Origin of the sequence: Streptosporangium subroseum (assembly GCF_900188345.1) — a bacterium.
In the GTDB taxonomy this organism is placed as follows: domain Bacteria; phylum Actinomycetota; class Actinomycetes; order Streptosporangiales; family Streptosporangiaceae; genus Streptosporangium; species Streptosporangium subroseum.
Map to the genome: position 1 here is coordinate 127,362 of NZ_FZOD01000020.1, position 26,502 is coordinate 153,863.

General features: G+C 67.6%; 26 protein-coding genes and 1 pseudogene. 14 read left to right on the plus strand and 13 right to left on the minus strand.

Features of this window, described 5'->3' with window-relative positions:
* Positions 1–119: 119 nt before the first annotated feature.
* The 7 genes from CHC08_RS21405 (at position 120) to CHC08_RS21435 (ending at position 6,595) form a co-directional block, all read left to right on the plus strand.
* The gene (locus CHC08_RS21405) at positions 120–1,019 is read left to right on the plus strand and encodes an ABC transporter ATP-binding protein (protein ID WP_089209106.1); all 900 of its coding nucleotides are present in this window, start codon (positions 120–122) and stop codon (positions 1,017–1,019) included.
* Positions 1,020–1,055: 36 nt separating this feature from the next.
* Positions 1,056–1,790 (plus strand): ABC transporter permease, encoded by a 735-nt coding sequence (locus CHC08_RS21410; RefSeq protein ID WP_089209107.1) that lies wholly within the window; start codon positions 1,056–1,058, stop codon positions 1,788–1,790.
* A gap of 62 nt (positions 1,791–1,852) precedes the next feature.
* Entirely contained in the window at positions 1,853–2,572 is a 720-nt protein-coding gene (locus CHC08_RS21415; protein ID WP_245878454.1) for a phosphodiesterase, read from the plus strand.
* Positions 2,573–3,174: 602 nt separating this feature from the next.
* On the plus strand, positions 3,175–3,807 hold the full coding sequence (locus CHC08_RS21420; RefSeq protein WP_476718284.1) for a sigma-70 family RNA polymerase sigma factor: 633 nt from the start codon (positions 3,175–3,177) through the stop codon (positions 3,805–3,807).
* Positions 3,804–4,532: an anti-sigma factor family protein gene (locus CHC08_RS51590; RefSeq protein WP_089209109.1), complete on the plus strand. Its 729-nt coding sequence runs from the start codon at positions 3,804–3,806 to the stop codon at positions 4,530–4,532. Before CHC08_RS21420 ends, CHC08_RS51590 begins: the two co-directional genes overlap by 4 nt.
* A gap of 165 nt (positions 4,533–4,697) precedes the next feature.
* Positions 4,698–5,645 (plus strand): CHRD domain-containing protein, encoded by a 948-nt coding sequence (locus tag CHC08_RS21430; protein WP_089209110.1) that lies wholly within the window; start codon positions 4,698–4,700, stop codon positions 5,643–5,645.
* A gap of 404 nt (positions 5,646–6,049) precedes the next feature.
* The gene (locus CHC08_RS21435) at positions 6,050–6,595 is read left to right on the plus strand and encodes a GNAT family N-acetyltransferase (RefSeq protein ID WP_179282139.1); all 546 of its coding nucleotides are present in this window, start codon (positions 6,050–6,052) and stop codon (positions 6,593–6,595) included.
* A 181-nt stretch (positions 6,596–6,776) separates the two neighbouring features.
* Here the strand turns inward: CHC08_RS21435 and CHC08_RS21440 are convergent, their stop codons facing one another.
* On the minus strand, positions 6,777–7,184 hold the full coding sequence (locus CHC08_RS21440) for a cupin domain-containing protein (protein WP_089209111.1): 408 nt from the start codon (positions 7,182–7,184) through the stop codon (positions 6,777–6,779).
* A gap of 97 nt (positions 7,185–7,281) precedes the next feature.
* Here CHC08_RS21440 and CHC08_RS21445 point away from each other — a divergent pair, with 97 nt between their 5' ends.
* Positions 7,282–8,280 (plus strand): helix-turn-helix domain-containing protein, encoded by a 999-nt coding sequence (locus CHC08_RS21445; RefSeq protein WP_218825401.1) that lies wholly within the window; start codon positions 7,282–7,284, stop codon positions 8,278–8,280.
* A 45-nt stretch (positions 8,281–8,325) separates the two neighbouring features.
* Here CHC08_RS21445 and dnaB read toward each other — a convergent pair whose 3' ends face one another.
* Entirely contained in the window at positions 8,326–9,681 is a 1,356-nt protein-coding gene (gene dnaB / locus CHC08_RS21450) for a replicative DNA helicase (protein ID WP_089209113.1), read from the minus strand.
* Between the two features lie 334 nt (positions 9,682–10,015).
* Between dnaB and CHC08_RS21455 the strand changes: the two genes are divergently transcribed.
* Both CHC08_RS21455 and CHC08_RS21460 read left to right on the plus strand, forming a co-directional pair.
* Positions 10,016–11,326 carry an MATE family efflux transporter gene (locus tag CHC08_RS21455; protein WP_089209114.1) on the plus strand — a complete coding sequence of 437 codons (1,311 nt, stop codon included), beginning with the start codon at positions 10,016–10,018 and terminating at the stop codon, positions 11,324–11,326.
* Between the two features lie 153 nt (positions 11,327–11,479).
* The gene (locus CHC08_RS21460) at positions 11,480–13,000 is read left to right on the plus strand and encodes an APC family permease (RefSeq protein ID WP_245878455.1); all 1,521 of its coding nucleotides are present in this window, start codon (positions 11,480–11,482) and stop codon (positions 12,998–13,000) included.
* A 4-nt stretch (positions 13,001–13,004) separates the two neighbouring features.
* Here the strand turns inward: CHC08_RS21460 and CHC08_RS21465 are convergent, their stop codons facing one another.
* From CHC08_RS21465 to rpsF, 7 genes are all read right to left on the minus strand, one after another.
* A complete protein-coding gene (locus CHC08_RS21465; RefSeq protein WP_089209115.1) occupies positions 13,005–13,748 on the minus strand; it encodes an amino acid ABC transporter ATP-binding protein in 744 nt (247 codons plus the stop codon).
* A 187-nt stretch (positions 13,749–13,935) separates the two neighbouring features.
* Positions 13,936–14,784: an amino acid ABC transporter permease gene (locus CHC08_RS21470; RefSeq protein ID WP_089209141.1), complete on the minus strand. Its 849-nt coding sequence runs from the start codon at positions 14,782–14,784 to the stop codon at positions 13,936–13,938.
* Positions 14,785–14,883: 99 nt separating this feature from the next.
* Positions 14,884–15,744: an ABC transporter substrate-binding protein gene (locus tag CHC08_RS21475; protein WP_089209116.1), complete on the minus strand. Its 861-nt coding sequence runs from the start codon at positions 15,742–15,744 to the stop codon at positions 14,884–14,886.
* A gap of 343 nt (positions 15,745–16,087) precedes the next feature.
* Entirely contained in the window at positions 16,088–16,534 is a 447-nt protein-coding gene (rplI, locus tag CHC08_RS21480) for a 50S ribosomal protein L9 (protein ID WP_089209117.1), read from the minus strand.
* 14 nt (positions 16,535–16,548) lie between these two features.
* The gene (rpsR, locus tag CHC08_RS21485; RefSeq protein WP_012895699.1) at positions 16,549–16,785 is read right to left on the minus strand and encodes a 30S ribosomal protein S18; all 237 of its coding nucleotides are present in this window, start codon (positions 16,783–16,785) and stop codon (positions 16,549–16,551) included.
* Positions 16,786–16,888: 103 nt separating this feature from the next.
* Entirely contained in the window at positions 16,889–17,467 is a 579-nt protein-coding gene (locus CHC08_RS21490; protein ID WP_089209118.1) for a single-stranded DNA-binding protein, read from the minus strand.
* 78 nt (positions 17,468–17,545) lie between these two features.
* Positions 17,546–17,836 (minus strand): 30S ribosomal protein S6, encoded by a 291-nt coding sequence (gene rpsF / locus CHC08_RS21495; protein WP_089209119.1) that lies wholly within the window; start codon positions 17,834–17,836, stop codon positions 17,546–17,548.
* 219 nt (positions 17,837–18,055) lie between these two features.
* On the opposite strand from rpsF, the gene CHC08_RS21500 reads away from it, so the two are divergent.
* Complete coding sequence (locus CHC08_RS21500) at positions 18,056–18,367, plus strand: hypothetical protein (RefSeq protein ID WP_089209142.1); 312 nt, start codon at positions 18,056–18,058, stop codon at positions 18,365–18,367.
* A 44-nt stretch (positions 18,368–18,411) separates the two neighbouring features.
* Here CHC08_RS21500 and CHC08_RS21505 read toward each other — a convergent pair whose 3' ends face one another.
* Entirely contained in the window at positions 18,412–18,594 is a 183-nt protein-coding gene (locus CHC08_RS21505; protein ID WP_089209120.1) for a hypothetical protein, read from the minus strand.
* 96 nt (positions 18,595–18,690) lie between these two features.
* Between CHC08_RS21505 and CHC08_RS21510 the strand changes: the two genes are divergently transcribed.
* Positions 18,691–19,449, plus strand: a complete 759-nt coding sequence (locus CHC08_RS21510) for a deoxyribonuclease IV (RefSeq protein WP_089209121.1) — start codon at positions 18,691–18,693, stop codon at positions 19,447–19,449.
* Positions 19,450–19,574: 125 nt separating this feature from the next.
* On the opposite strand, the gene CHC08_RS21515 is transcribed toward CHC08_RS21510, so the two are convergent.
* Genes CHC08_RS21515 through CHC08_RS21525 form a run of 3 tightly spaced genes read right to left on the minus strand, consistent with a single transcriptional unit; the run spans position 19,575 to position 24,950 of the window.
* Positions 19,575–20,717 carry a mannosyltransferase family protein gene (locus CHC08_RS21515; protein WP_089209122.1) on the minus strand — a complete coding sequence of 381 codons (1,143 nt, stop codon included), beginning with the start codon at positions 20,715–20,717 and terminating at the stop codon, positions 19,575–19,577.
* 58 nt (positions 20,718–20,775) lie between these two features.
* The gene (locus tag CHC08_RS21520) at positions 20,776–22,083 is read right to left on the minus strand and encodes a glycosyltransferase family 87 protein (RefSeq protein WP_089209123.1); all 1,308 of its coding nucleotides are present in this window, start codon (positions 22,081–22,083) and stop codon (positions 20,776–20,778) included.
* Complete coding sequence (locus tag CHC08_RS21525; RefSeq protein ID WP_179282141.1) at positions 22,083–24,950, minus strand: transglycosylase domain-containing protein; 2,868 nt, start codon at positions 24,948–24,950, stop codon at positions 22,083–22,085. Before CHC08_RS21525 ends, CHC08_RS21520 begins: the two co-directional genes overlap by 1 nt.
* A 653-nt stretch (positions 24,951–25,603) precedes the next feature.
* Between CHC08_RS21525 and CHC08_RS21530 the strand changes: the two genes are divergently transcribed.
* Together CHC08_RS21530 and CHC08_RS51600 are read left to right on the plus strand one after the other, a co-directional pair.
* Positions 25,604–26,290 carry a PadR family transcriptional regulator gene (locus CHC08_RS21530; RefSeq protein ID WP_089209125.1) on the plus strand — a complete coding sequence of 229 codons (687 nt, stop codon included), beginning with the start codon at positions 25,604–25,606 and terminating at the stop codon, positions 26,288–26,290.
* A 32-nt stretch (positions 26,291–26,322) separates the two neighbouring features.
* Positions 26,323–26,502, plus strand: a pseudogene (locus CHC08_RS51600) (inositol-3-phosphate synthase); the annotation flags it as partial.

Below are 26,502 nucleotides of genomic sequence, written 5' to 3' on the forward strand. Positions count from 1 at the left end.
CGACCGGACCGGGTGTGCCCAGTGTCGCTGGGTGCCGTACCGCAGTGGAGGTAACTACACCCCTGCCGGGTGCCCAGGCGGATTCTCCGGCGGCGGCGCGGCTCCTAACGTCGTTGAACATGAAGGTCATCGAGGTCAGCAACCTCCGCAAGCAGTACCGTGACCAGCTCGCGGTGGACGACGTGTCGTTCACCGTCGAGGAGGGCGAGATCTTCGGCGTTCTCGGCCCCAACGGCGCCGGCAAGACGACCACCGTCGAGTGCGTCGCCGGTCTGCGCACTCCCGACTCCGGCACCGTCAGGGTGCTCGGCGGCCTCAGCGGCACGAAGCTCAAGAACCAGCTCGGCGTCCAGCTGCAGAGCTCTCTGTTGCCGAGCAAAATCAAGGTCTGGGAGGCGCTCGACCTCTACGCCTCCTTCTACCGGGTCCCCGCAAACTGGATCACGCTGATGGAGCGGGTGGGGCTCGCCGACAAGCGGAACACCCCCTACGGCAAGCTCTCCGGCGGCCAGCAGCAGCGGCTCTCCATCGCGCTGGCCCTGATCGGCAATCCCCGCGTGGCGATCCTGGACGAGCTGACCACCGGCCTGGACCCGCAGGCCCGCCGGGACACCTGGGGGCTCATCCGGCAGATCCGCGAGGACGGGGTGACGATCGTGCTGGTCACCCACTTCATGGAGGAGGCCGAACGGCTCTGCGACCGGATCGCGGTGATCGACTCCGGCCGGGTGGTCGCCGTCGACAGCCCGGCGGGGCTGATCTCGATGGTCGACCGGCAGCAGACCGTCACGTTCCGGCGCTCCCGCGCGTTCGACGACGCGGTGCTCAGGAACCTGGCGGAGGTGACCGGGGTGAGCCGTACGGGTGAGCAGATCACGGTCACCGGCACCGGCAACCTGCTCCTGGCGATCACGACCGCCCTGGCCTCCGCCGACGTCGTCCCCGCCGACCTGCGAATGGAGCAGGCCACCCTCGACGACGCCTTCCTCTCCCTCACCGGAAAGAAAATCTCCGCCTGACCTCCTCCCCGGGGTCTTCACCGTGAAAGGATCCGGATGAACAAGATGATCATGGTCGAGGCCAAGCTCTTCCTCAGGGAGCCGGGCGGTCCGATCTTCGCGATCCTGCTCCCCCTGGCGCTCCTGCTCGGGCTGGGCAGCACCTCCGGGCTCCGGGAGCCCATCCCCGAGCTGGGCGGGGAACGGCTGATCGACACCCAGTTCCCCAGCATGATGGTGCTTCTGTCCGTGGTGACGATGGCGCTGACCCTACTGCCCGGCACGCTGGTGACCTACCGGGAGAACGGCGTGCTGCGCCGGCTGTCCACCACCCCGATCAGACCGGTCCGGCTGCTGGTCGCCCAGGTCGTGAACAACCTCGCGACGGCGGTCGTCGCCACGGTTCTCCTCATCGTCCTGGGTGGCGTCGTCCTCGGCTCGGCCTCGCCGAAGAACGTCCTGGCGTTCACGGGGGTGTTCGTGCTCGGCACCGCGTCGATGTTCGGCCTGGGGCTGCTGATCGCCGCCGTGGCGCCCAGCGCCAAGACCGCGCCCGCCATCGGCTCGCTGCTGATGTTCCCGCTGCTCTACATATCCGGCATGTGGACCCCACGGGAGACGATGCCCGAGATCCTTCAGCGGATCGGCGACTTCCTGCCGATGGCCCCCTTCGGCGACGCGCTCCGCGCGACCTGGGCGGGCCACGCGCCGCAGCCGCTGCACCTGGCGGTCATGGCGGCCACCGTGCTGATCACCGGGGTGGCGGCCTCGCGGCTGTTCCGGTGGGAGTGAACCACTCGTGGAGGGCGGAGCATCAGGTGTGCCACGCTTGGACGATGCTGACACTGGCCCATGTGAGCGACACCCATCTCGACGACTCTCCCCGCAGCATCGACAGGACCCGAGCCGTCATGCGGCACCTGAACAGCCTGCCCGGCCCCCTGGACGCGGTCATCGTGACCGGGGACATCGCCGACAACGGCCTGGCCGAGGAGTACGAGACCGCGCGCGAGCTGCTGGCCTCCCGCTATCCGACGGTGATCTGCCCGGGTAACCACGACGTCCGCCAGGCGTTCAGGAAGGTCCTTCTCGACCAGGGCGGCGACGGCCCGGTCAACCAGGTCCTCCGGCTCGACGGCCTCACCGTCGCCCTGTGCGACTCCAGCATCCCCGGGCGGCCCGAGGGCTTCCTGGAGGACGAGACGATCGCCTGGCTGGAGGCCCTGCTCGCCGAGTCCCCGGGCACCCCGGCCCTCGTGGGCATGCACCATCCGCCGGTGACCCTCGGAATCCCCTACGTGGACGAGATCAGGTTGCGGAACCCGGAGCGGCTGGAGGAGGTCCTGCGGCGGCACCCGCACGTGGCGGCCGTCATCACCGGCCACGCCCACACCGCGGCGAGCACCACTTTCGCGGGCCTGCCGCTGGTCGTCGCCCCCGGCGTCGTCTCCACCCTGATGCTCGCCCCGGAGCTCGCCTCACCGCCCCCCGTCGACCTCGGCCTGCCGCCCCAGATCGCCATGCACGTCTTCGAGGACGGCCGCCTCACCACCCACTTCCGCCCGATCGTCTGACCGCGGTTCGCGCCCCGGGATCGACGGGCTCCGGCCAGGGCGCGGCCGCGAGCCGGCCTGCCGGAGCCCGCTTCCGAGGGCCGGCGGAGCCGTTTCCGGGATCGCCGAGACCGTTTTCCTGAGGCGGCGGGGTTCGCTTTCCAAGGGTTCACATCGGGGGAAAGATCCCCTTTTTTCGAAGGTTCTCCCAGGTCATCGAAAATTCCCTGAGATTTATTGAACCCTCCTCGGCTCCCGCCCCGTACTGACTGCCGAAGGCGGAATCGCCCGGCCGCCGACGCGGGGACGAGAAGGGGTGGCCATGAACATCTGGGGGCAGGCGGTTGCGGCCGGCACCGTACCCACCGTGGAATCCCCACCCAGCGCCCGTGGCTGTGAGGCCATGAGGTCATGAACGGTAACCGTGGACGTGAGACCGCGAGCCGTGCCCGTGAGGCCGCGAACGGCCCTCGCCGCCGTGACACGGTGAGCCGTGACTGTAAAATTGTGAAATATGTCCGATTTGCCGGAATTGCGAGCCACGCGGCGATTCAGCGTGCGGATAAGATCTAGTGTCACAGTCAGAACGACCGCGCGTTCGCGCGGACCGAGGGATGCGGGCCATGATGAGACAGAGCACCTGTCCTCCTCTGCCGGCCGATCCCCTCGGAGCCAGACCTATTGTGAACGCCTCCCGCAAACCGGGTGGGCGACGGAGCTGGCTCCGTCACCTGAGCCCGGCCGACAACTCGAACGACGAGCTGATCGTCTCCGAGCTGTATCGCGAGTACCACCGGCCGCTGCTCGCCTTCGTCGTACGGCTTACGTGGGGCGATGTGCAGTGGGCCGAGGACGTGGTGCAGGAGACCATGCTCAGGGCGTGGCGCAGCGCGGACCAGTTCGATTCCGAGGCTCCCTCCCTGATGCCCTGGCTGGCGACGGTGGCCAGGCGCATCGTGATCGACGACCAGCGCCGTAGGGACGTGCGTCCCCACGAGGCGGATGAGGGACCTCTGGAGAGTGTGCCCGTGCCCGATCAGATGGAGGGCCTCCTCCATCAGGTCGTCGTGTCGGACGCGCTCACGTCGTTGTCCCCCGCCCATCGCGAGATCCTGAACGAGACGATCCTCCGTGACCGGTCGGTGAACGAGGCCGCCGAGCTGCTCGGCATTCCCGTGGGCACCGTGAAGTCACGGGTCTACTACGCCCTTCGCGCCCTTCGCGTCGCGCTGGAGGAGCGGGGGGTGACGGCATGACCCCGGAGGTCGAACACACCGACGTGGGCGCCTACGCCCTGGGACTCCTTGAGGAGGACGACCGGCGGGCCTTCTCCGCGCACCTCGCGGGCTGCCCCTCCTGTACGGCGGAGCTGACCGAGTTGTCCGGCATGGCCAGTGTGCTCGCCGGCATCGACCCCATCGAGGACGAGAAGGACCAGGGGAAAGAACACACCGGCGAGATCCCTCACGCCGAGGTGATCGATCTGCTCCGGCGGAAGAAGATCGCTGACCGGCGCGCCCGCAGGGGGACGTTCGTGATCGGGGCCGCCGCCGCCGTCACCCTGGTGGCCGGTGGGATCGCGGTGGGCTCGGTGATCTCGGGCGGCGAAGGGACCGCTCCAATGGCCCACTCCACGCACAGCCCCGCGCAGGAGTCCTTCGAGGAGGGCACGCCGATCGCGGGGACGGGCGCCCCCGGTGTCTCCGGCGGCCTGGTGCTGGAGGCGAAGGGCTGGGGCACCCATGCGGCTCTCGAACTCAAGGGCGTCAAGGGCCCCCTGGAGTGCGAGCTGGTCGCCGTCTCCAAGACCGGAGAGAGGCGGACCGTCACCGGATGGGCGGTGCCGGCAAAGGGATACGGGGTCCCCGGCTCCCCCAGAGCGCTCTACGTGCACGGGGGAACCGCACTCTCATCCGGGGACATCGATCACTTCGAGGTGAGCACGACCAGCGGAAAAACGTTACTCACTGTAAAAATTTGAGCCGTCATAATAGCCCTCCTATTCAGTGGGAGGGCACATTTATGACCGTTCGGCAGTGTGTAATTTTACGGATTCCCGAATTGAACCGGTACGGCCTCTCACCCCGTATAACGTGCGGAAAGCCTGATGGCTTCGCATATCCCGCACGTAAATGAGAGGTAGATCATGTTCAAGCCCACCCTCGCACTCCCCGGCGTGGCCCTCGTCACCGTCGTGGCCGCCGCCGCCCTGGCACCGGCCGCGTCCGCGTCCGTCTCGACGTCCGCGGACGCCGCGCAGACCGCCACGGCGAGCAGCTCGGACAGCTACTACGCCGCCACCCTCGTCGGCAGGAACGAGGTGCCCGTCAAGGGTGGCCCGAAGGTCGGCGACAAGAACGGCGACGCCTATGCCGTGATCCGCATCCACGGCAACGAGATCTCCTACGCCGTACGGTGGGACGGCATCGCCACCCCCACCGCGTTCCACATCCACAGCGGCAAGGCCGGCAAGAACGGCGACGTCAAGGTCCCCTTCTTCATGGAGGCGCTGCCCGGCAGCGCGAAGGCCCTCGCCGGTACCGTCAAGTCCGACGGCGGCACCGTGTCCGGGATCAAGAGGAACCCGAGCAACTGGTACTTCAACGTGCACACCGGTGAGTTCCCCGGCGGTGCCGTGCGCGCCCAGCTGCGCAAGATCCGCCCGATCCAGCTGGCCGCGATCCTCGCCCAGGACACGCACGCCTCGTTCCACGCCCTGGCCAACGGCAAGAACGAGGTGCCCTCGCCCGGCAAGAAGGTCGGCGACAAGAACGGCAGCGCCGAGTGGATCGTCGGCATCCGCGGATCCAAGCTGTACTACGCCACCATCTGGGACAGGATCGCCGCTCCCACCAACGGCCACATCCACAGCGGCAAGAAGGGCGTCAACGGCCCCGTCGCGGTTGACCTGTTCGCCGACTCCAACGGCCTGCCCAAGGGCGTCACGGGAATCGCCGGCTCCGCGTCGGTGAAGTCCAGCGTCGCCGGTGGGATCAAGAAGAACCCGAAGAACTGGTACACCAACCTGCACACCTCCGAGTTCCCCGACGGTGCGGTGCGCGGCCAGCTCTACAGCTCCCACGCCGGCTGGTAAAAGATCGCATGATGGTCGCAAGCGACCAGGTCGGCCACGGAACGATCGCGAGTCACCGGGTCGGCCCCGAGATGACGCCCGCCGTACGGAGCAGAGGCTCCCTGCGGCGGGCGTCCGCATGACAGCCCCCGTCTACGATCCGCACCCGTCGCTCTTCGAAAGAAGCAGACCGTCTCCCTCCATCACGGGTGAGCGCGGCACGGCGAACGGGCCGCCCGGGGCCGGCAGCCGCTCAGGCGGCGCCCCCGTCAAGGCTCCGATCGGGCCGCATCCCAGGCCGGATCCACCCTTTGGATCGAACACCCCTAAAAAATGTCCGGTAATGTACCGTTTTCTGAGGCTGTAGATCCCGCCAAACCCTGACGACCCACATCACCTTGCCATCCGTCGAGAGGACCATTCCCATGGACACCACCGCCCGGATCACGGAGCCGACCTTTCGTATCGCCACCATCGCCGACGTTCCCGCACTGGTGGCCCTGATCGATTCGGCGTATCGCGGGGAGTCGAGCCGAGCCGGCTGGACGAGCGAGGCCGACCTGCTGCACGGGCAGCGGACGGACGCCGGGAGTGTGGCCGCGGCGGTCGAGGAGCCGGACGGCCTGGTGGTGGTCATGGAGGTAGACGGTGAGGTCGTCGCCTGCTGCCAGATACAGAGCAGGCGCGAGCACGCGTACTTCGGAATGTTCGCCGTACGTCCCACGCTGCAGGGCGGCGGCTTCGGCAGGGCGGTCCTCGCCGAGGCCGAGCGCTTCGCCCGCGACGAGTGGGGCCTGGACGAGATGCAGATGACGGTGATCTCGGCCCGCGAGGAGCTCGTGGCCTGGTACGTACGCCGCGGCTACGCCCGCACCGGCCAGATGATCCCGTTCCCGTATGACGACGAGAGCGTCGGCGTGCCGACCCGCGAGGGGCTGGAGCTCGAACTGCTGGTCAAGAGGATCGGCTGAGCAGCGGGATCGCCCTCGTCCCGCCCGGCGATCCGTAGCCGACCGACACGCCGTGAGACCCCTCGTTCGCGGCATCACCGCGCGCCGGTCAGGCCCGGCCCTGGACCGGGGTCGCGAGCAGTCACGGAACGGTGCCCGGATCCCACGTCGAAAGGTTCACGTCGTTCACCCGAAGGGCGGCTCAGCCGAGGGCGTGACCCGTGGTGGCGTCAACATGATCGGGAATCGGATCGTGCCGGTCACCGACGCTCACGGTGCCGGTCGGCTCGAACATCAGGATCGAGGCCCCCATCGCCGACGACGGCCTGTGCTCGACTCCGCGGGGGACTACGAACACCGCACCCCGTGGCAGCGTGACAACGCGTTCGCTCCGATCGGTACCCGCGTCGCCGTCGCGCAGGGCGATGGTCAGCTCGCCTTCGAGTACCAGGAAGAACTCGTCGGTGTTCTCGTGGACATGCCAGATGTGCTCGCCGGCCACCTTGGCGATCCGGACGTCGTAGTCGTTGACCCGGGTGACGATCCGCGGGCTCCACAGGTCGTCGAACCCGGACAGCGCGGCCTGCAGAAGGATGGGTTCATTCATCATGAAGCCATCGTGACCGGTGGCGCCCGGACAGCACGAGTGCTACGAATCGCATATGTCGCATGAATACTCTCAAAACGCCGTGGATCGACCTCATCGGGTGACCATGATCGTCGATGAGGGCTCGAACCCGTTCGAGCTGGGCGTGGCGACCGAGCTGTTCGGGCTGCGCCGTCCCGAGCTCGACCGGCCCTGGTACGACTTCACGCTCTGCGCCGCGCTGCCCGCCGTCCGCATGCACTCCGGACTGTTCACGCTGTCCGGTGTCGCCGGTCTCGACGCGGTCGACCAGGCCGACACCGTGATCGTGCCCAACCGGCCCGATCCGCTGGTGGAGCCGGCCCCGGGCGTACTGGACGCCGTCCGGCGCAGCGCGGCGCGGGGCGCCCGGCTGGTGAGCTTCTGCACCGGCGCCTTCACCCTCGCCGCGGCCGGCGTCCTCGACGGCCGCCGGGCCACCACGCACTGGCGCTGGGCGGAGTCGTTCGTCACCCGCCATCCCCAGGTTCGCCTCGAACCGGACGTGCTGTTCGTGGACGACGGCGACGTGCTGACCGCGGCGGGCAGCGCGGCCGCGCTGGACCTCTGCCTGCACCTGATCCGCCGCGACCACGGCGCCGAGGTGACCAACGTGGTGAGCCGTCGCCTGGTGTTCGCGGCGCATCGAGACGGCGGCCAGCGGCAGTTCGTCGAACGGCCCATCCCCGCTATACCGGATACGTCCCTGGCCCCCGTACTGACCTGGGCCCAGGAGCGGCTGGACCTGCCACTGACCATCACCGACCTGGCGGCACGCGCGGCGGTCAGCCCCGCCACCCTGCACCGGCGGTTCGGGACCCAGCTCGGCACCACCCCCCTGGCCTGGCTCACCGTCGAACGGGTCACGCTGGCCTGCCGGCTGATCGAGCGCGGTGAGCTCCGGCTCGACACGGTGGCCCGGCTCAGCGGGCTCGGGACCGCCTCGAACCTGCGCACCCAGCTGCGCCGGCAGACCGGCCTCAGCCCGACCGCCTACCGCCGGCGTTTCGGCCCGACCCCCGAGCCGGCCTCAGCCGGTGAGGCGGCGCGTCCAGACGAGAAAGAGGCCGTTCTTTCCTAACTGAGATCGCGGTCGAGCCGAGACCGGGAGTGCGACGACCACCTACTAATGCGGAGCCATGTCGACGAAGCGGCTGTAGTGGCCCTGGAAGGCCACGGTGACCGTGGCGGTGGGGCCGTTACGGTGCTTGGCCACGATCAGGTCGGCCTCTCCCGCCCGGGGCGACTCGCGCTCATATGCGTCTTCCCGATGGAGAAGGATGACCATGTCCGCATCTTGCTCGATGCTTCCGGATTCGCGAAGGTCGCTAACCATGGGTCTTTTGTCCGTTCGCTGCTCGGGGCCACGGTTCAGCTGCGAGATCGCGATGACCGGGACCTCCAGCTCCTTGGCCAGGAGCTTGATGGCACGGGAGATCTCGGAGACCTCGTTCTGGCGGCTCTCCGTCTTCTTCGGCGAGGACATCAGCTGCAGGTAGTCGATGATGACAAACCGCAGGTCGTTACGTTGCTTGAGACGGCGGCACTTGGCCCGGATCTCCATCATCGACATGTTGGGCGAGTCGTCGATGAACAGCGGCGCCTCGGCCACCTCGCCCATCCGCCGGGCCAGCTTGGCCCAGTCGTCGTCGGTCATCGTGCCCGACCGCATGGCGTGCAACGCCACCCGGGCCTCGGCCGACAGCAGACGCATCGTGATCTCATTTCGGGACATTTCCAGCGAGAACACAACAGTCGTCATACCGTGCTTAATAGCGGCAGATCTAGCGAAATCTAGTCCCAAAGTCGACTTACCAATGGCAGGTCTCGCGGCCACAACGATCATCTGGCCGGGGTGCAGGCCGTTGGTGAGGGCGTCGAGGTCCTGGAAGCCCGTCGGGACGCCGACCATCTGGCCGCCTCGGCCGCCGATGGCCTCCAGCTCGTCGAGGGCGCCCGGCATGATGTCGGCCAGGGGGATGTAGTCCTCGGAGGTGCGCCGCTCGGTGACCTTGTAGATCTCGGCCTGGGCGCGGTCGACGAGCTCGTCGACCTCCTCGTCCTGGCCGCCGTAGCCGTAGGAGACGATGCGGGTGCCGGCCTCGATCAGTCGGCGGAGGATGGCCTGCTCGCGGACGATCCTCGCGTAGTAGCCCGCGTTCGCGGCGGTGGGCACGACGGCGGTCAGCGTGTGGAGGTAGGCGCCGCCGCCGACCCGGGCGACCTCACCTCTCTTCTGCAGCTCGTCGAAGATGGTGACGGCGTCGGCGGGGTCGCCGCGGCCGTAGAGATCGATGATGATGTCGTAGATGATCTGATGGGCCGGACGGTAGAAGTCGTCAGATCGGATGATCTCGACCACGTCTGCGATGGCGTCCTTTGACAGGAGCATGCCACCGAGGACGGACTGCTCGGCCTCGATGTTGTTCGGCGGCGTGCGCTCGAACCCAGGCTCGAAGACCGGTGGCTCCGCGATACTCACCGCGCACCCCCCTTCCAACTCGGTCGTGCTATCAACTTGTAGCTGACCGGTCTGACAGTTTCGCGGCTCTTCGGGCCAAGTAGCAACGTGGCCTGTCGAAAGAGGTGTGGATAAGTTGTGCAGTTCTTCCCCAGAGGTGTGGGCACCCTGGGGACAGTGCTGTGGATAACTCTTATCCACAGGTCGCGAGGGCCGTCTGAGCAGGGAAAACGTCATCCACTGCCTGTGGAGAAAAGAAAGTTGGGGCGACACGCTGAGACTCGCCTCACATGACATGACCCGCACCCTTCGTCCCGCCGGAGGCCCACCTAAAGGTAAGAGGCACAATTAAGCTGTGCCTCTTACCCTCGGCTCAGGCCGCCGTCACGACAGACAGATCCTCCGGCTCGCCCTTCCCGCCTTCGGCGCCCTGGTCGCCGAGCCGCTGTTCCTGTTGACGGACACCGTCATCGTCAGCCGCCTGCCCGCTCCCGCGCTCGGTGCGGTGGGCGTGGCGAGCACGGTGCTGAGCCTCCTGGTGGGACTGTGCGTGTTCCTGGCCTACGGCACGACGGCGGCCGTGGCCCGGCAGATCGGTGCGGGCAACACTCGCCAGGCGATCCGCCAGGGGGTGGACGGTCTCTGGCTGGCCGCCGGGGTCGGGCTGGCGATCATCGTGGTCGTATGGCCGCTCGCGCCCTGGCTCGTTCATCTGATCGGCGCCGAGGGGGAACTCTTCAGACAGGCCGTGACCTACCTGCGGATCAGCCTGCTGGGCGTCCCGGCCATGTTGCTGGTGCTGGCGGGGACCGGGGTCCTGCGCGGCATGCAGGACACCAGGACCCCGCTGCTGGTGTCCGTGGGTTCCTTCACCCTCAACGCGGTGCTCAACGTCGTGTTCGTCCTGGGTCTGGGCTGGGGTGTCGCCGGCTCGGCCTGGGGCACGGTGCTGGCCCAGTCGCTCGCCGCCGCCGTCTATCTCGCCCTGATCTTCGGGCGGCAGCGGGCGCCTCTCCGGCCTGATCTCGCGGGTATCAGGGCCGCGGGTTCGGCCGGGATCGCACTGGTCATCCGTACGGCGTGCCTGCAGGCGGTGCTGCTCATCGCGGCGGGAGTCGCCACCCGGATGGGAGAGGACCAGATCGCGGCTCACACGATCGCCACCCGGATCTGGACCCTGCTGGCACTGGCCCTGGACGCGATCGCCATCGCCGGGCAGGCCATCACCGGCCGGGCCCTGGGCGCGGGTGACGTGGCGGGGACCCGCGAGGCGACCTGGAGGATGGTCGTGTGGGGGATCGGCTCGGGCGTGGTTCTCGGGTTGCTCGTGGTCGTGGCCAGGCCGTTCGTTCCCGCCGTGTTCGACGCGAATCCGTTCGTGACCGGGGAGCTGCTCGACCTGCTCTGGGTGGTGGCGGTCCTGCAGCCGATCGCCGGGGTGGTGTTCGTCCTGGACGGGGTGCTGATCGGCGCCGGGGACCAGCGCTACCTCGCCTGGGCGGGGGTGTGGACGACGCTCGCCTACCTGCCCGCCTCGCTCCTGGTGATCGTCTCCGGTGGCGGCCTGGTCATGCTCTGGATGGCGCTCGGCGTGTGGATGGTGGCTCGGATGATCACCCTGGGACTGCGCGCGTACGGAACCCGGTGGCTGGTGATCGGTGCGTGACCGGGAGGTGTCCACCACGTGACCGGCTAGCCCTTGTACGGCGGCGATCTCCTGCGGCACTGTAAAACGAACCTGGCGATGCGGGTGTTCTCCCCACCCATCATGATTGGTCACGTCGTGCCCTTAGGCCCCTCCTCGTCGATCGTGCGCCGCATGCCGCCGAGCCACGCCACGGAGCAGTGGAACAGTGCGCGCCACGGTCTCCCCATGACCTACGGGCCGGTGGATCTCATCGTCCTCGGCGTCGGCGTCATGATCGGCGCAGGCATTTTCAGCCTCGCCGGCCGCCAGGCCGCCACGATGGCCGGCCCAGGCGTGATCCTCTCCTTCATGATCGCTGGAATTACCAGCCTGCTGGTGGCCTTCTGCTTCGCGGAGCTGTCCTCGGCCATGCCGGCCTCGGGAAGTGCCTACACCTTCACCTACGTCATCTTCGGCGAGGTCTGGGCCTGGATCGTCGGCTGGGCGCTGCTGCTGGAGTTCTTGCTGGCCGCCGCGGCGGTGGCCCGCGCCTGGTCTCGCTACGCCGCCCAGATGATCACCGATCTCGGTGTGCGCTTTCCCGAGCCGCTTGCCGGGATGGTCGGCCAGGCCGAGGGGTTCGACCTGTTCACGCTGCTCATTCTGGTGTTGCTGACGGCCGTGGTCGCCCTGGGCTCCCGGGTCGGCCTGCGCGCCCTGTGGATCATTGTGATCGCCAAGCTGCTGGCCATCGGCGCGGTCATCGTGGTCGGCGCCATCCACTTCGACCAGCGCAACCTCGCCGCCATCCCCGTACCGGCGGCTCCCACCACGAACACCACGAACATCGCGGACACCCTGCACTCCCCGCTGCTCGGCATCGTCTTCGGCCAGACGAGCGCCTTCGGCTGGTTCGGCATCTTCGCCGCCTCGGCTGCCATCACCTTCGCCTACATCGGGTTCGATGTCGTGGCCACCGCGGCGGAGGAGTCCAAGGACGCGCCCCGGTCGATCCCGACGGGCATCATCCGCAGCCTGATCGTCACCACGGTCATCTACATCGCGGTCGCGCTGGTGATGGTCGGCATGACCCCGTACAACAAGATCGACCCCGACGCCCCGCTCGCCAACGCCTTCCGCCAGGTGGGCAACGGTTTCATGGTGCACATCATCAACGTCGGCGCGGTCCTCGGCCTGACCACCGTCATCCTGGTGCTGCTCGCCGGCCTGACCCGCGTCATGTTCTCCATGGCCCGTGACGGGCTCATCCCCCGCCGGCTGGCCAGGATCAACAGGACCTATCACAACCCGACCGGCGTCACCCTGCTCATCGGCGGCCTGGCGATCCTGCTGGCCGAGTTCGTGCCGGTGCTCATCCTCGAACCGCTGGTCGTGATCGGCGCTCTGTTCGTGTTCGTCGCCGTGGCCGGCGGGGTGATCAGGATGCGGCAGACGATGCCCGACCTGCCCCGGGGCTTTCGCACCCCGCTCTCCCCCGTGGTGCCGATCGCCTCGATCGTCGCCTGCCTGTGGCTCATGGTGAATCTCCAGGTCATCACCTGGCTGTACTTCATCCTCTGGATGGCCTTCGGCGTGCTGGTCTACCTGGGGTACGGCAGGCGCAACAGCGTGCTCGCCGGAGTACGGCCTCCGGCGGAGCTCCCCGCCGTCATCCCCTCCGACACCGGGTTCAGGGGCAGGCACCGGCGCTGAGGATTCACAACCGCCGGGCGTCGATCACACTCTGCAGGAACTCCCGGGTGCGGGGCCGGCCGGGGTTGCTGAAGATCTGTTCAGGAGTGCCGCGTTCGAGGAGCACCCCGCCGTCGAGGAAGCAGACGGTGTCCGCGATCTCACGGCAGAAGCCCATCTCATGGGTGGTCAGGATCATGGTCATCCCACCCTCCTTGAGCTCCCGGATGACCCCGAGCACCTCCGTGACCAGCTCCGGGTCCAGCGCCGAGGTGACCTCGTCCAGCAACATCAGGCGGGGCTGCGTGGCCATGGCCCGGATGATGGCGGCGCGTTGCTGCTGACCGCCGGAGAGCTGGTCGGGGTAGGAGCCCGCCTTGGCCGCCAGGCCGAACCTGGCCAGCAGGTCGCGGGCCTGCGCCTCGGCCTGCTCCCTGCCGACCTTGTGCACCTTGCGCGGGGCCAGCGTGATGTTGTCCAGCACGGTCATGTGCGGGAAGAGGTTGAACGCCTGGAACACGATGCCCATGCGCTTTCGCACGCCGTCGGCGTCGGCCCGGACGTCGGTGATCTCCTCACCGTCCAGGTGGATCGTGCCGTCGTCGGCTGTCTCCAGCAGGTTGACGCAGCGCAGCAGGGTGGATTTACCCGAGCCGGAGGCCCCGATCAGGCAGACCACCTCGTGTGCCTCGACCGTCAGATCGATTCCGCGCAGCACGTTGTGGCCGTGGTAGTTCTTCCACAGACCCTCGATGGTCAGCAGGCTCATGGATTCTCCTCGCCCGACGGCTCGCCGGAACACGCTTCAAGACCGCCGCGCCCGCCGGCCCGCGGGGTAGGACCGGCTCGCCCACCGGAACACGCCTCGGGACCGCTTCGCCCGCCGGCCCGCGGATCGGGGCCACCTCGTCTGCCGGCTCGCGAGGCGAGGTCGCCGTGCCCGCCGTCCTGCCCGGTCACTGGCCTCGCCGCTTCTGGGAGCGGGCCGCCAGGTAGTCGGTGAAGCGGGCCATGGGAATGGTGAGCAGGATGAACAGCAGCGCCGCCGCCAGGTAGGGCGTGTAGTTGAACGTGCTGGCGGCGTGGATCTGCGCCTGGCGCAGCGCATCCAGCGGGCCGATCGTGGCGACCAGCGCGGTGTCCTTCTGCAGCGAGACGAAGTCGTTGAGCAGCGGCGGCACCACCCGGCGCACCGCCTGGGGAACCACCACGTACCGCATGGTCCTGCCGTGGCTCAGCCCGAGGGAGCGGGCGGCGGCCCACTGGCTGGGGTGCACCGACTCGATGCCCGCGCGGAAGACCTCCGCCACGTACGCCCCGTAGGACAGGGTGAGCGCGATGACGCCCAGCGTCGCGAGATCCGTCGGCATGCCCTGCAGGCCGAGCGCGGGCAGGCCGAAGCCGACGAGATAGATGACCAGGATCGTGGGCACGCCGCGGAAGATGTCGGTGTAGGCCACCGCGAGGGCGCGGAGCGGGAAGAACACCGGTGCCCTGAGGTTGCGGGTCAGCGCGACCAGCAGACCCACGATCAGGATCAACGGTTCGGCGATCAGGAAGATCTTGATGTTGAGCAGGAACCCGCTCAGCACCTCCGGCAGCGCGTTCACGAACTGCTCGGAGTTGAAGAACGTCTCCTGGACCCGAGGCCAGCCGGGCGAGTTGGTGAAAACCCAGAAAAGCAGGATGATCACCAGGATCGTCGAGACCGTCGCGATCGAGCTCGACCGTCGCGACCTCTGCTTGCGGAGCCGCTCCCGCTCCACCTGCCGTTCGCTCTTCACCCAGTCGGTGGGTATCGCCATCTGCCCGTCACTCTTCATCGACTCATCGACCGCCGCCGTACGGCGAGCGGGACGCGCTCTCCATCGGCACGGGGCCGGAGGCCGGTGGCCGCTCGCCGGTCACTTCAGCTCCGGCGCACCCGCGGCCGAGCCGAGCCACTCGGTTTCGATCTTGGCCAGCTCACCGGAGGCGGTCAGCTTGCCGATCGCCTCGTTGACGCAGCCCACCAGCGGGCTGCCCTTCTCGAAGACCGCGCCGAAGACCTCGGGCGCACCGGAGGCGGTACCGAACTGACCGATGATCTTGGAGCCCTCGACCTGGGCCGCGGTCACGTAGAACGCGGTGGGCAGGTCCACCACCACGGCGTCGACCTGCTTGTTCTTCAGCGCGTTCACCGCGTCGATCTGCTCGTTGTAGACGTTCAGCTCGGTCGTGGGCTTGATGACGTCCTTGACCGCCTGCAGGGAGGTGGTGCCGACCTGAACGCCGATCTTGGCGTCCTTCAGGCTCGCCAGGTCCGTCGCGGAGGCGATCTTGGAGCCGTCCAGCGCGACCACGGCCTGCTTGACCGTGTAGTAGCCGTCGCTGAAGTCGACGACCTTGGCTCGGTCAGGGGTGACGGAGACCTGGTTGAAGTCGAGGTCGAACTGCTTGGCACCGGGGGCGAACGCGGAGTCGAACTTCACCGTGGCCCAGGTGATCTCGTTGTTTCCGAAGCCGAGCTGCTTGGCGATCGCGTACGCCACCGCGCTCTCGAAGCCCTTGCCGTTGGCCGGGGTGTCGTCCTTGAACCACGGCTCGTAGGCGGGCTTGTCGGTGCCGATGGTCAGCTTGCCCGCCGTCTTCAGCGTGAGCTGGTCCTTGGCGCAGGTGGCCGGGGCGGAGGCGGTCGTCTGCGTCGCGGTTTCCGAGGCCGGCGCACAGGCTACCGCGGCAACCGTGAGGGCGCCCAGCGCGAGCAGCATCGAAGGACGGACCATGAAAAACCTCCAGAGCGAAGCAACAACCCCCGAATTGTACGTATCCGCCGTGACTAGGAAGGACGCGGTCTCACCACACGGACACGGGCTCACGAAGGACCTGGTCTCGCCACCGGCGCAGGCTCGCGCACGAACGCCGGAAAGGACATGTTCTCGCCCCGAACGCGGGCTCACGTACGAAGGACCTGGTCTCGCCACAGACACCGGCTTACGCACGAACGCCGGGAGGAGCGTGGTCGCCACCGCCACGGGCTCACACCACGGGCACCGGGAGGAACACGGTGTCCCCGCACGGACAAGGGCTCCTCCCGAGTGGGGAGGAGCCCTTGTCTCATGGGGCCTGTCAGGCCGCGACGACCTCGATGTCGAGGGCGGCGGAGACCTCCGGGTGCAGCTTGACGCTGACCCGGTGAGAGCCGAGGCTCTTGATCGCGGAGGCGATCTCGATGCGACGGCGGTCGAGCAGGGGGCCACCGGCGGCCTTGACGGCCTCGGCGACGTCGCTCGTGGTGATGGAGCCGAAGAGACGACCGGAGTCGCCGGCCTTCGTCTTCAGGATCACCTTGAGGGACTTGAGCTGGCCGGCGACTTCCTTGGCGGTGCCGACGTCGCGGATCTCGCGGGCGTCGCGGGCCTTCTTGATCGAGGTGATCTGCTTCTCGCCGCCACGCGTCCACAGGATCGCGAAGCCACGGGGGAGCAGGTAGTTGCGGCCGTAGCCGCTCTTGACCTCAACGATGTCACCGGGGGCACCGAGGCCCGTGACCTCACTGGTGAGAATGAGCTTCATTTGTCCGGACCTCCTTAGCGCGCGGTGCTCATGTACGGCAGGAGCGCCATCTCACGAGCGTTCTTGATAGCGGTCGCCACGTCACGCTGGTGCTGGGTGCAGTTGCCCGTCACCCGGCGCGCACGGATCTTGCCGCGGTCGGAGATGAACTTCCGAAGCAGCGCCGTGTCCTTGTAGTCGACGTAGGAGATCTTGTCGTGGCAGAACAGGCAAACCTTCTTCTTAGGCTTGCGCAATGCCGGCTTGGCCATCGTGGTGCTCCTTTCAGAGCCCCGCCGTCAGGCGGGAATGGTCGCTGCGGATATGGACTGGTGTTTCAGAATGCGATCTTCGACGGTCCCGGGGGACCGCTACCTAGAAGGGCGGTTCGTCGCTGAAGTCGCCGCCGCCGAAGTTGCCGCCGCCCTGCTGGCCGCCCTGCTGCGGGGCGCCCTGCTGCTGACCGCCGCCACCGTAGTTACCGCCACCGCCGCCGTTGAAGCCGCCACCTTGCGGTGCGGCGGGCGCCGAGGAGGCCCACGGGTCGTTGGAGGGGCCGCCGCCGAAGCCGCCGCCACCGCCCTGACGGGCAGTTTTGTTGACCTTGGCGGTCGCGTTCTTCAGGGAGGGGCCGACCTCGTCGACCTCGACCTCGTAAACCGTGCGCTTCTCGCCTTCCTTGGTGTCGTAAGACCGCTGGCGCAGCCGTCCCTGAACGATGACCCGCATGCCGCGCTGGAGGCTCTCGGCGACGTTCTCCGCCGCCTGCCGCCAAACGTTGCAGGTCAGGAACAGGCCTTCGCCGTCCTTCCACTCGTTGGTCGTCTTGTCGAGGAACCTCGGAGTGGATGCGATGCGGAACCGTGCCACTGCTTGCCCCGTGGGGGTGAAGCGCAGCTCCGGATCGTCGACGAGGTTGCCGACGATGGTGATCGTGGTGTCGCCTGCTGCCATGGCTAGCGCTGCCCTTCCTGCGGCCTTCGCTGGTTATCGGCTCAGAGTACGGCTGCCGCCCGACAAAATGTCGGAGGTTTAGTGCACGTCCGGACGCAGGACCTTGGTACGCAGAATTCCCTCGTTGAGGTTCATCTGCCGGTCGAGCTCCTTGACCGTGGCGGGCTCCGCAGTCAGGTCGATGACGGCATAGATGCCTTCGGGCTTCTTGTCGATGTCGTAGGACAGCCGACGACGACCCCACACATCGACCTTCTCCACGCTGCCGCCGTCATTGCGGACCACCGTGAGGAACTGGTCGAGGGAAGGGGCAACCGTACGCTCATCGAGCGAAGAGTCGAGAATGACCATTACTTCGTAACGACGCATGCTGACTTCCAACCTCCTCTGGACTTTTGCGGTCACGACACCGTGCCGTGACAGGAGGACGCTGACGTGTGCACCGCGAACGCCTATTTCGGCATTCGTGGTGGTGGGTGGGCTATAACACACCCATTCAACGCAGCCTTGACAGCCTACCAGTCCGGCAAGGGTTGGAGGGTCGGCTCGGCGGGCACCTCACCACGAGAGGAAAAAGAGGTGGTGGACATGCCGGATGCATCCCGATCCACCAGGCGCGGACCGTTCCGATTCGCACTGAACAGTGATGGGCGGCCTCACCTGATCGAGGACGTTTTAAGCGTCGGCACCCTCATCTGCGGGCTGGTCGCCTTCGCGACCGGGTTCATGCCGGGCATGCACGTGCTCGCGTCGTGGGCCGGAGCGGTGGGGTTCGTCGGAGGTCTCTACTCGCAGTACGTCTCCGCGACGACACGCGAGCGCGCTCTGAACATCGTGGGCATCGTGGCCTCGTTCGTGGGTGTGGCCTTCGGCATCCACCACGGAGGTTTCCTCCCGTAGAGCCCCGAACCGCCGAAGACCACCCCACACCGAGGGCCGGATGACTAGCCGTTCAGTCGCAGGTCCACGCCCAGCAGGACGAGGAACCAGAGGAAGACGGCCAGCAGGGCCTCGGCGATGTCCTTCAGGAGCGCGGGGGTGATGTAGTCGTAGACCCAGGCCACATAGAGGCCGACCAGAATGTAGATCAGACCTATCAGGCTGATCCCTCTGCGGTAGCGAGGCACTTTGACTCCTTGGGTTCAGCCCGCTGGGGGGCGGGCAACGGGGCGCGCCCTGCGACTGCCCCTGGTCGGGGTCTTAAAACGGCTACGCTCGAACACATGCCGCGTATCGGAGCTCATGTCGATCAGGACGACCCGCTGGCCCACGCCAGAGCCCGTGACGCCGAGGTCGTGCAGTTCTTCCTCGGCAATCCGCAGGACTGGAAGGGCCCGGTCATCGGTGAGAAGACCAGGGAGATCAAGGATTCCGGCGTGGACGTCTACGTCCACGCGCCCTATGTGATCAATGTGGCGACCGCCAACAACCGGATCCGCATCCCCAGCCGCAAGCTGCTGAGCTCGAACCTCGCGGCGGCGGCGGAGCTAGGCGCCAAAGGTCTGATCGTCCACGGCGGGCACGTCGGCGCCGGCGACGACCCGCAGAAGGGCTTCGACAACTGGCGCAAGGTGTTCGAGCGCATGGAGGAGCACGAGGTCCCGGTGCTCATCGAGAACACCGCGGGCGGCGGCAACGCGATGGCCCGCAAGCTGGAGCGCATCGCCCGGCTGTGGGAGGCGCTCGACGGTTTCGACGTGGGCTTCTGCCTGGACACCTGCCACGCCCACGCGGGCGGCGAGGGACTGGACGACGTGGTCGAGCGGATCATGGCGATCACCGGCAGGATCGACCTCATCCACTGCAACGACTCGCGTGACGCCTTCGACTCCGGCGCGGACCGGCACGCGAGCCTCGGCGCGGGTCAGATCGACACCGAGCTCATCCTCGGCGTGTGCAGGAGCGCGAACGCACCGATCGTGGTGGAGACGCCGTCCGAGAGCCAGGCCCAGGACATCGCCTTCCTCAGGAAGCACCTGTAGCCGGAGCCGTGGTCCCCGGCCGTCGTTCACGGCCGGCGATGCTCTGCGGCCGTCTACGGCCGTCAATAATCCACAGCCTGTGGATAACTCCCTGGATTACTTATCCACGAATGTGGGTAAGGCCGCTACCCGACCCAGGCGCCGTCCGTGAAGACCAGCGTGTTGAGCGCCATCAGCGGACCCACCACGAGGGCGTAGACGACGATGATCCATCGTCTCCACGGTGAGGGTGGAGTGCTTGCCTTGGCGATGAGCAGGAAGAGCGGCCACCACAGCAGCGCCGAGCGCGGGATCGACAGGTAGTAGGCGGAGCAGACCAGCGCGCCCACCTGAAGCCCCACGTAGACGAACTCGCTCCACCGCCGCAGGTAGAGCAGCACCAGCACGAGCCCGATCCCGACGACCGCTCCGGCGATCTCCAGACGGAACGCCCACGCGAACCGACCCTCTCCCAGGGCCGAGTTCCAGGTCGTGATCAACGACTCCCACGGCCACACCAGGTGCCGTCCCCATCCGGCCTCCTGCGCGTGGTTCCATGCCAGCCAGTCACCGCTCCTGGCGTGGTGGTAGGCGGAGTAGAGCACCAGCGGCACGAACGGCAGTACCAGCCATCCCGCCTGCCGTACGGCATGCCGCTTGGTGAAGAACTCCACGATCAGCGCGAGGGCCAGGAACAGGCCGGTGATCCGCATGCACGAGGCCCCGGCCGCGAGCGCGGCGGCGAGCGCCCAGCGCCCTTGGCGCGCCGCCAGCCAGGCGGGGATCGCGAAGGCCAGGAACAGGGACTCGCTGTACCCGGCGAACAGGAAGACCGACATCGGCCAGAGCAGCAGTGCCAGCACCGCGCGCCAGCCGGTCCCCGGCGGTCCCTCGAACTCGGCCAGTCTGGCCAGCGCCACCATCGCCACGGCCCCGGCCACAAAGGAGATCAGCAGCCCGGCGAGTATCCAGTTGCCCACGAACAGATGCACCGCGCGGAGCATCAGGGGCATCCCCGGGAAGAAGGCCGGCAGCCCCTTGTCCGGCTCACCGCTCGGATCGCCGCCGTAACCGTGCTCGGCGATGGTGATGAGGAGGTCGGCGTCCCAGTGCTTCCAGCGCTCCAGAAACGGGGCGACGGTGTCTCCGTCCATCATCGCCGTGGCCCCCACGACGGCGAGGACGATGATGCCCAGCCGAGAACTCAGCCAGAGCAGCAACGCCTCCATCACTATGTCGCGCCGCGACTTGACCGCGGTGTCGGGGGGATGCTCGATGGAGGTGATCATACGGTGGAATTGTGCTCGATCGACCCGCCTCGCGGCCAGTTGGAAACGGCATCATTCATCAGGTGAGCGCGATTCGGAACCGGTCGGGGGCTCCGTCGAAGACGCCGCCGGACTGGTCGTCGATCCCGCTCTGCCTGACCACGTCCTTCTCGGGTTTCAGGATGTCCCGCACGACAAAGGCCATCATGATCAGGATGGTGATCGCACGGCCCCACACCGCGGTGAAGTAGGTGTCGCCGGAGATGCCCAGGGCCTCGTCGCCGGGTTGGAGGGCGACCAGATAGAGCCAGATCGCGAAGAAGTACCAGCACTCGGCGATCTGCCAGAGCACGATCGCCTTCCAGTTGGGCCGGGCCAGCACGGCGAAGGGGATCAGCCAGAGCACGTACTGCGGCGACCACACCTTGTTCGTCAGCATGAACGCGGCGAGGGTGAGGAAGCAGATCTGCATCAGCCGGGGCCGGGTTCTGGCGGTCATCACCAGCACGGCGATCGCCAGGCAGAACGCGCCGAGCGACAGGATGCCCAGGAGGTCGAGCCGGTCGGAGTCGCCGAGGAACGGCCACTGCTTCTGGTTGAAGAAGTACCAGAGCGAGCCCCAGTCGGCCGGACGCTCCTGGCTGAAGACGTAGAACCGTTTCCAGCCGTCGAAGGCGAAAATCATGATCGGCAGGTTGACGACGAGCCAGGCGCCCGCCGTACCGCCGACGGTCTTGAGGAAGGGCACCCACTTACCCGTGCGCAGCGTCAGCAGGAACAGCGGGCCGAGGAACATCAGCGGGTAGAACTTGGTGGCGATCGCCAGGCCGAGCAGGATGCCCGCGAGCCACTGCCTCTGCTTCGACCAGGCGAGCAGCGCGCCCAGCGCGAGGGCGTTGCTCGCCAGGTCCCAGTTGATGTAGGCGGTGAGGATCAGCGCGGGGGCCAGGGCGTACCAGAGCGCGTCCCAGCGCCGGGTCGGCCCGGCCAGCGCGGCCATCAGCAGCACGCCGACGACCAGGCAGATGGCCATGAGGATCACGGTCAGGTCGTAGAACGCCGTCCCGGGATCGCTCATGGGGGTGACGATCCGGCGGAAGAACTCCATGATCCCGCCGATACCGACGGGATATTCGACCGGGTAGCCGAAATAGGGGATCTTGCCCTCGTTGAGCTTCTCGTTTATCCACAGCGGATAGATGTCGGTGTAACAGAAGTTCGTGAACCGCAGGGTCCCGTCGTTCCATGCCCCGTCGATCCGGCACGGCCACTTCCAGAACCAGGCCAGCACGGCCCCCAGCCCCGCGAACAGGGCCAGGGGCACGTACGGGATCACCCGAGCGCCGAACTCGGGCAGTGGACTCCGCGTCGACTCGAGGCTTTTCATCAGGGACGTTGCCCGGATGGCTGCGGGTTCGGCCCGGTCGCCGCACCGGGGGCGGCGCCGCCGCCGAACTCCCCGTTGGGAGATCCGTCACCGCCGCCGCCCCGGTTGTCGCACGAGCCGTCACCGGGCAGGCACTCCTCGCCCGGAGGCCGGTCCATCTGATCGCCGCCGTCACCGCTGCCGTCACCGGTGCCGAAGCCGCCGTCATCGGGCCACTGGTTGCCGCCACCGCCGTCGCCGCCATCGGAAGCGAACGGGTCCTCGGCCGTCGGCGTCGGGCTGGGCGTCGGCTTGGGCGTGACCAGGTTGTTCGTGACGCCGGTGTGCGACGGCGGCGGGAACTGCTCGACCTTGTCCTTGGCGGTCACGATCTGCATGTAGTCGTGCCAGATCTGGGTCGGGGTGCCACCACCGCCGATGAAGGAGGGCATGGGCTCCTCCTTCCACAGGACGCCCTTGATCTTCGAGTTCGGAAGACCGTGCTTGTCGACCTTGAGCGCGCGCTTTCCGGTCTTGTCGTAGGGCACGTCCTTGAACATGCCGACGGCGGTGACGAGCTGGGGCGTGAAGCCGACGAACCAGGCGTCCTTGTTGTTGTCGTTCGTGCCCGTCTTGCCGGCCACCGGCCGCACGCCGAAGTTGGCGGCGGTGCCGGTGCCGCTCTTGACCACTTCCTGGAGCGCGACGACCGCGTCGGCCGCCGCGTCGGCGCTGATCACCTGACGCTCGACGGCCTGCTCGGGCACCACGACCAGGCCGGTCTTGGCGTCGACCACCTTGATGATGGTGTGCCAGTCGACGTGCTTACCCGCGTTGGCGAAGATCGAGTAACCGGCGGCCTGCTCGACCGCGGTCACCGAGGCGCTTCCGATGGTGACCTGGAACTTCTGCTCGTCGACCGCGTAGTCCACCCCGTTCTTGCCCTGGTAGGCGGGGTTTCTCTTGGCCTCCTCGCCGACGCCGGCCTCCTTGGCGATCCTCGCGACCTCCTTGAGACCGACCTTGTCGCCCATCTGGACGAAGACGGTGTTCACCGAGTCGGCCAGTGCCTTCTCCGTGGTGATCGGCCCGTACGGCGCGGCATGCGAGTTCTTGATCGTGGTGGTGCCCGGCATGTCGATCGTCGACATGCCGTCGACGTAGCTGTTCAGCGACCAGCCGTTCTCCAGCCAGGCGGCGAGCACGTAGGGCTTGAAGGCGGACGCGGCCTGCTTGGTAGAGGTGAACGCGCGGTTGTTGTAGTCGCTGGTGTAGTCGTCGCCGCTGTAGAAGGCGACCACCCGGCCATTCTTGGGGTTCACCGAGGCCACGGTGGCGTGGATGGTGTGGTCCAGGCTGGCGGTGCGGGCGTTCACCACGCTCCTGGCGGTCTCCATCATCTTCTTGTCGAAGGTCGTGTAGACCTTCAGGCCCTTGGTGTCCAGATCGTCCCGGCTGATCCCGCCCTTGGCGAGCTCCCTGAACACGATGTTGAGCATGTAGCCCTTGAGGCCGTCGTAGCTCTTGTCGGTCTTGATCTTGGCGAACTTCAGGTCCTCGAACTTGGCGCCGGCGTACTTGCCGTAGGCGGTGGGGTTCGACTCCACCATGTATTTGAGCGCGGCGTCATAGCGCTCCTTGGTGGGGGCGAAGTTGCCCTTCTGCTCCTGGATGTCGAAGGCGCTCGGGTTCTGGATCCTGCCCGCGAGGTAGGCGCCCTCCGGCGGGGTCAGCTTGGAGATGCTCTTGCCGAAGAACGCCTGCGCGGCGGCCCCGATGCCGTTGGCGCCGCGGCCGAAGTAGATGGCGTTCAGATACCGCGTAAGGATCTCGTCCTTCGTCAGCGTCTTATTGATCTTGACGGCGACGAAGATTTCCTTGATCTTTCGCTGGATCGACACCTCTTTGCTGAGGCCGTCGTAGTAGCCACGGGCCATCTGCTGGGTGATCGTCGAGGCGCCCTGGACCTGGGCGCCGGTCGCGGTGCTCCAGAACGACCGCATTATGCCCGAGAGGTCGATGCCGCTGTCGGTGCGGAAGTCGCGGTTCTCCAGGGCGATCACCGCGTCCACGACCCCGTCGGGAATCTGGTCGATCGTCACCGGGGTGCGCTTGACGCCCAGTCGCGCGATCGCGGTCTTGCCGTCGGCGTAGTAGATGACGCTGCCCTGGTCGTCCACGGAGGCCTGGACGCCCGTGGGGACGGGCGTGTTGGCGTAGGCCACCGCGATCATGCCGAAGACGCCCGCGGCGAGGACCACGAAGCTGGCCATCACGATCTTCCAGCTGGGAACGAACCGCCTCCATCCCCTCTTGCCCGGCTCGTCCTCGTCCTCGCCGTCGCCGGGACCACCTCCCGCGGGGCCTCCCGGGCCCCCGGAGCCCATGGGATTGCCCGCACCGCGCGCACCGCGCGCACCGCGGGCACGCCTGCCCCTGCCGGTCTCACCCGGGCCAGAACCCGGCGGGCGGCCGCCGCTCGCCTGGGCGGCGAGCATCGCCTGAGTGTCCTCGAAGGCGGCCTCGGCGCGGCGGCCGGTTGGGTCGGTGTCACGCTGACGTGCCCCGCCGGGCTGGTGCATCGCCGCGGTCTGGGACGTCGCGGCGGTCTGAGGCGGCATCTGGCCCGGCTGGGGCGGACCGGCCTGGCGAGCCCCGCCGTGCGGGGGCATCTGGCCGGGCTGAGCCGGCGGTCCGGCCTGGCCCGCTCCGCCGGGATACGGCATCGCGGCGGGCCGGGGCGTCCCGCCCTGCTGGGGCGGCGGGCCGGGCTGGCGTGCTCCGCCGTACTGGGGCATCTGACCGGGCTGCTGAGGCGGCCCGCCGTGCGGGGGCATCTGGCCGGGCTGGGGCGGCGGTCCGGTCTGGCCCGCGCTGGGGTACGGCATGGCGGCGGGACGGGGCGTCCCGCCCTGCTGGGGCGGACCGGATCGAGGATCGGGGCCCGGGCCCTGCGGAGGCCGTCCCGGCGCCTGCGCCTGGGGTCCGGCCCAGCCCGCGTCACCGGTTTGGGAGGGTTGAGGCGGGGGCACTGCTTGGGAAGCGGCCCCTGGGTTCGAGCGACGGCGCCTCCCCTGGCGAGCCGATCCGTCGGCGCGCTCTGGGCGCTCGTTCGGCTCCGGGTCATTGCTGTGGCTGTAACTCACGCGTCCTCGTTCGGTCATCGGGGTCTACGACGGCGTGCTGGCGGGAGATTACCTCCTGATCGTGGAAGCGCTCATCGCCTTGGCTCACTAGTAGCCGACCTATACGGGTGGATCTCCGTTCCCGAGGACGAACGAGGTCGTCAGGTGGTTCCCAGAACAACCTTGGCAGACCTCTCCCGCGTAGAGGCGGGATTCCTCGTATTGGAAAGTGGTCCCGTGCGCGCGAGGGCTACGCCCTACCACCGATCGCTGTGACCACATAAGCGCCAGACTACGGCTTTTTACTGTTTGCCCCCAACCTCTTGGGAAAGTCGTTGATTGCAGGCATATGTTGAGTGGACGTATCCTGTAGATGTATCGGCTCGATACATCGACACGAGAGGTGGTGGTTTCCGGTGGCCAGTGGACGCGGCGGCGTACTGGAGCTGGCCGTGCTCGGGTCGCTGCACGAGACCCCGCTACACGGCTATGAGCTGCGCAAACGGCTCAACACCATACTCGGCATGTTTCGGGCGTTCTCCTACGGATCGCTCTACCCGTGCCTCCGTCAGCTACTCAACGACGGACTCATCATGGAAGACGGGGCGGGCTCGCATGTCTCCGACCCGCCCTGTGCCCCCGCCGAGAGCCCCCTAACGCTCCCCGGCCGCCGATCGAAGATCGTCTACAAGCTGACGGCGGAGGGCAAGGAACGTCTCCAGGAGTTGCTCACCCAGGCCGGACCGTCCGCCTGGGAAGACGAGAGCTTCGGTGTTCATTTCGCCTTTTTCCGGCACACCGAGGCCGAGGTACGGCTGCGCATTCTCGAAGGACGCCGCAGCCGGCTGGAAGAACGACTCGACGGTGTTCGCACGGCCCTCGCCCGTACCCGGGAGCGGCTGGACAGCTACACCCTCGAGCTTCAGCGTCACGGTCTGGAGTCGGTCGAACGCGAAGTGCGCTGGTTGAACGAGTTGATCGCCACCGAACGCCGGGCATCTCCGGCGGGCGAAGAGCCGCAACCCGCGCAAGAAGGAACATCCCGGGCGTCCACGCCCGGGGCAGAGAAACCGGGGCCGCAAGTCGCCCCGGAAGACAACTGATCCACTAGAAGAACAAAAGGGGAGCGAGTGCCATGGGTTCGGTGCGCGTAGCCATTGTCGGTGTAGGCAACTGTGCCACGTCGCTCATTCAGGGCGTGCACTACTACAGGGACGCCGACCCCGGCACGCGGGTGCCGGGCCTGATGCACGTCAAGTTCGGCGACTACCACGTGGGCGACGTCGAGTTCGTCGCGGCGTTCGACGTCGATGCC

What these genes read in the sequence shown, in the direction of transcription:
- CHC08_RS21405 (WP_089209106.1), top strand. Translation starts at nt 120, where the DNA reads ATGAAGGTCATCGAGGTCAGCAACCTCCGCAAGCAGTACCGTGACCAG.
- CHC08_RS21410 (WP_089209107.1), top strand. Translation starts at nt 1,056, where the DNA reads ATGAACAAGATGATCATGGTCGAGGCCAAGCTCTTCCTCAGGGAGCCG.
- CHC08_RS21420 (WP_476718284.1), top strand. Translation starts at nt 3,175, where the DNA reads ATGATGAGACAGAGCACCTGTCCTCCTCTGCCGGCCGATCCCCTCGGA.
- CHC08_RS51590 (WP_089209109.1), top strand. Translation starts at nt 3,804, where the DNA reads ATGACCCCGGAGGTCGAACACACCGACGTGGGCGCCTACGCCCTGGGA.
- CHC08_RS21430 (WP_089209110.1), top strand. Translation starts at nt 4,698, where the DNA reads ATGTTCAAGCCCACCCTCGCACTCCCCGGCGTGGCCCTCGTCACCGTC.
- CHC08_RS21435 (WP_179282139.1), top strand. Translation starts at nt 6,050, where the DNA reads ATGGACACCACCGCCCGGATCACGGAGCCGACCTTTCGTATCGCCACC.
- CHC08_RS21440 (WP_089209111.1), bottom strand. Translation starts at nt 7,184, where the DNA reads ATGATGAATGAACCCATCCTTCTGCAGGCCGCGCTGTCCGGGTTCGAC.
- CHC08_RS21460 (WP_245878455.1), top strand. Translation starts at nt 11,480, where the DNA reads ATGCCGCCGAGCCACGCCACGGAGCAGTGGAACAGTGCGCGCCACGGT.
- CHC08_RS21465 (WP_089209115.1), bottom strand. Translation starts at nt 13,748, where the DNA reads ATGAGCCTGCTGACCATCGAGGGTCTGTGGAAGAACTACCACGGCCAC.
- CHC08_RS21470 (WP_089209141.1), bottom strand. Translation starts at nt 14,784, where the DNA reads ATGGCGATACCCACCGACTGGGTGAAGAGCGAACGGCAGGTGGAGCGG.
- CHC08_RS21475 (WP_089209116.1), bottom strand. Translation starts at nt 15,744, where the DNA reads ATGGTCCGTCCTTCGATGCTGCTCGCGCTGGGCGCCCTCACGGTTGCC.
- rplI (WP_089209117.1), bottom strand. Translation starts at nt 16,534, where the DNA reads ATGAAGCTCATTCTCACCAGTGAGGTCACGGGCCTCGGTGCCCCCGGT.
- rpsR (WP_012895699.1), bottom strand. Translation starts at nt 16,785, where the DNA reads ATGGCCAAGCCGGCATTGCGCAAGCCTAAGAAGAAGGTTTGCCTGTTC.
- CHC08_RS21490 (WP_089209118.1), bottom strand. Translation starts at nt 17,467, where the DNA reads ATGGCAGCAGGCGACACCACGATCACCATCGTCGGCAACCTCGTCGAC.
- rpsF (WP_089209119.1), bottom strand. Translation starts at nt 17,836, where the DNA reads ATGCGTCGTTACGAAGTAATGGTCATTCTCGACTCTTCGCTCGATGAG.
- CHC08_RS21500 (WP_089209142.1), top strand. Translation starts at nt 18,056, where the DNA reads ATGCCGGATGCATCCCGATCCACCAGGCGCGGACCGTTCCGATTCGCA.
- CHC08_RS21510 (WP_089209121.1), top strand. Translation starts at nt 18,691, where the DNA reads ATGCCGCGTATCGGAGCTCATGTCGATCAGGACGACCCGCTGGCCCAC.
- CHC08_RS21515 (WP_089209122.1), bottom strand. Translation starts at nt 20,717, where the DNA reads ATGATCACCTCCATCGAGCATCCCCCCGACACCGCGGTCAAGTCGCGG.
- CHC08_RS21520 (WP_089209123.1), bottom strand. Translation starts at nt 22,083, where the DNA reads ATGAAAAGCCTCGAGTCGACGCGGAGTCCACTGCCCGAGTTCGGCGCT.
- CHC08_RS21525 (WP_179282141.1), bottom strand. Translation starts at nt 24,950, where the DNA reads ATGCCGTACCCCAGCGCGGGCCAGACCGGACCGCCGCCCCAGCCCGGC.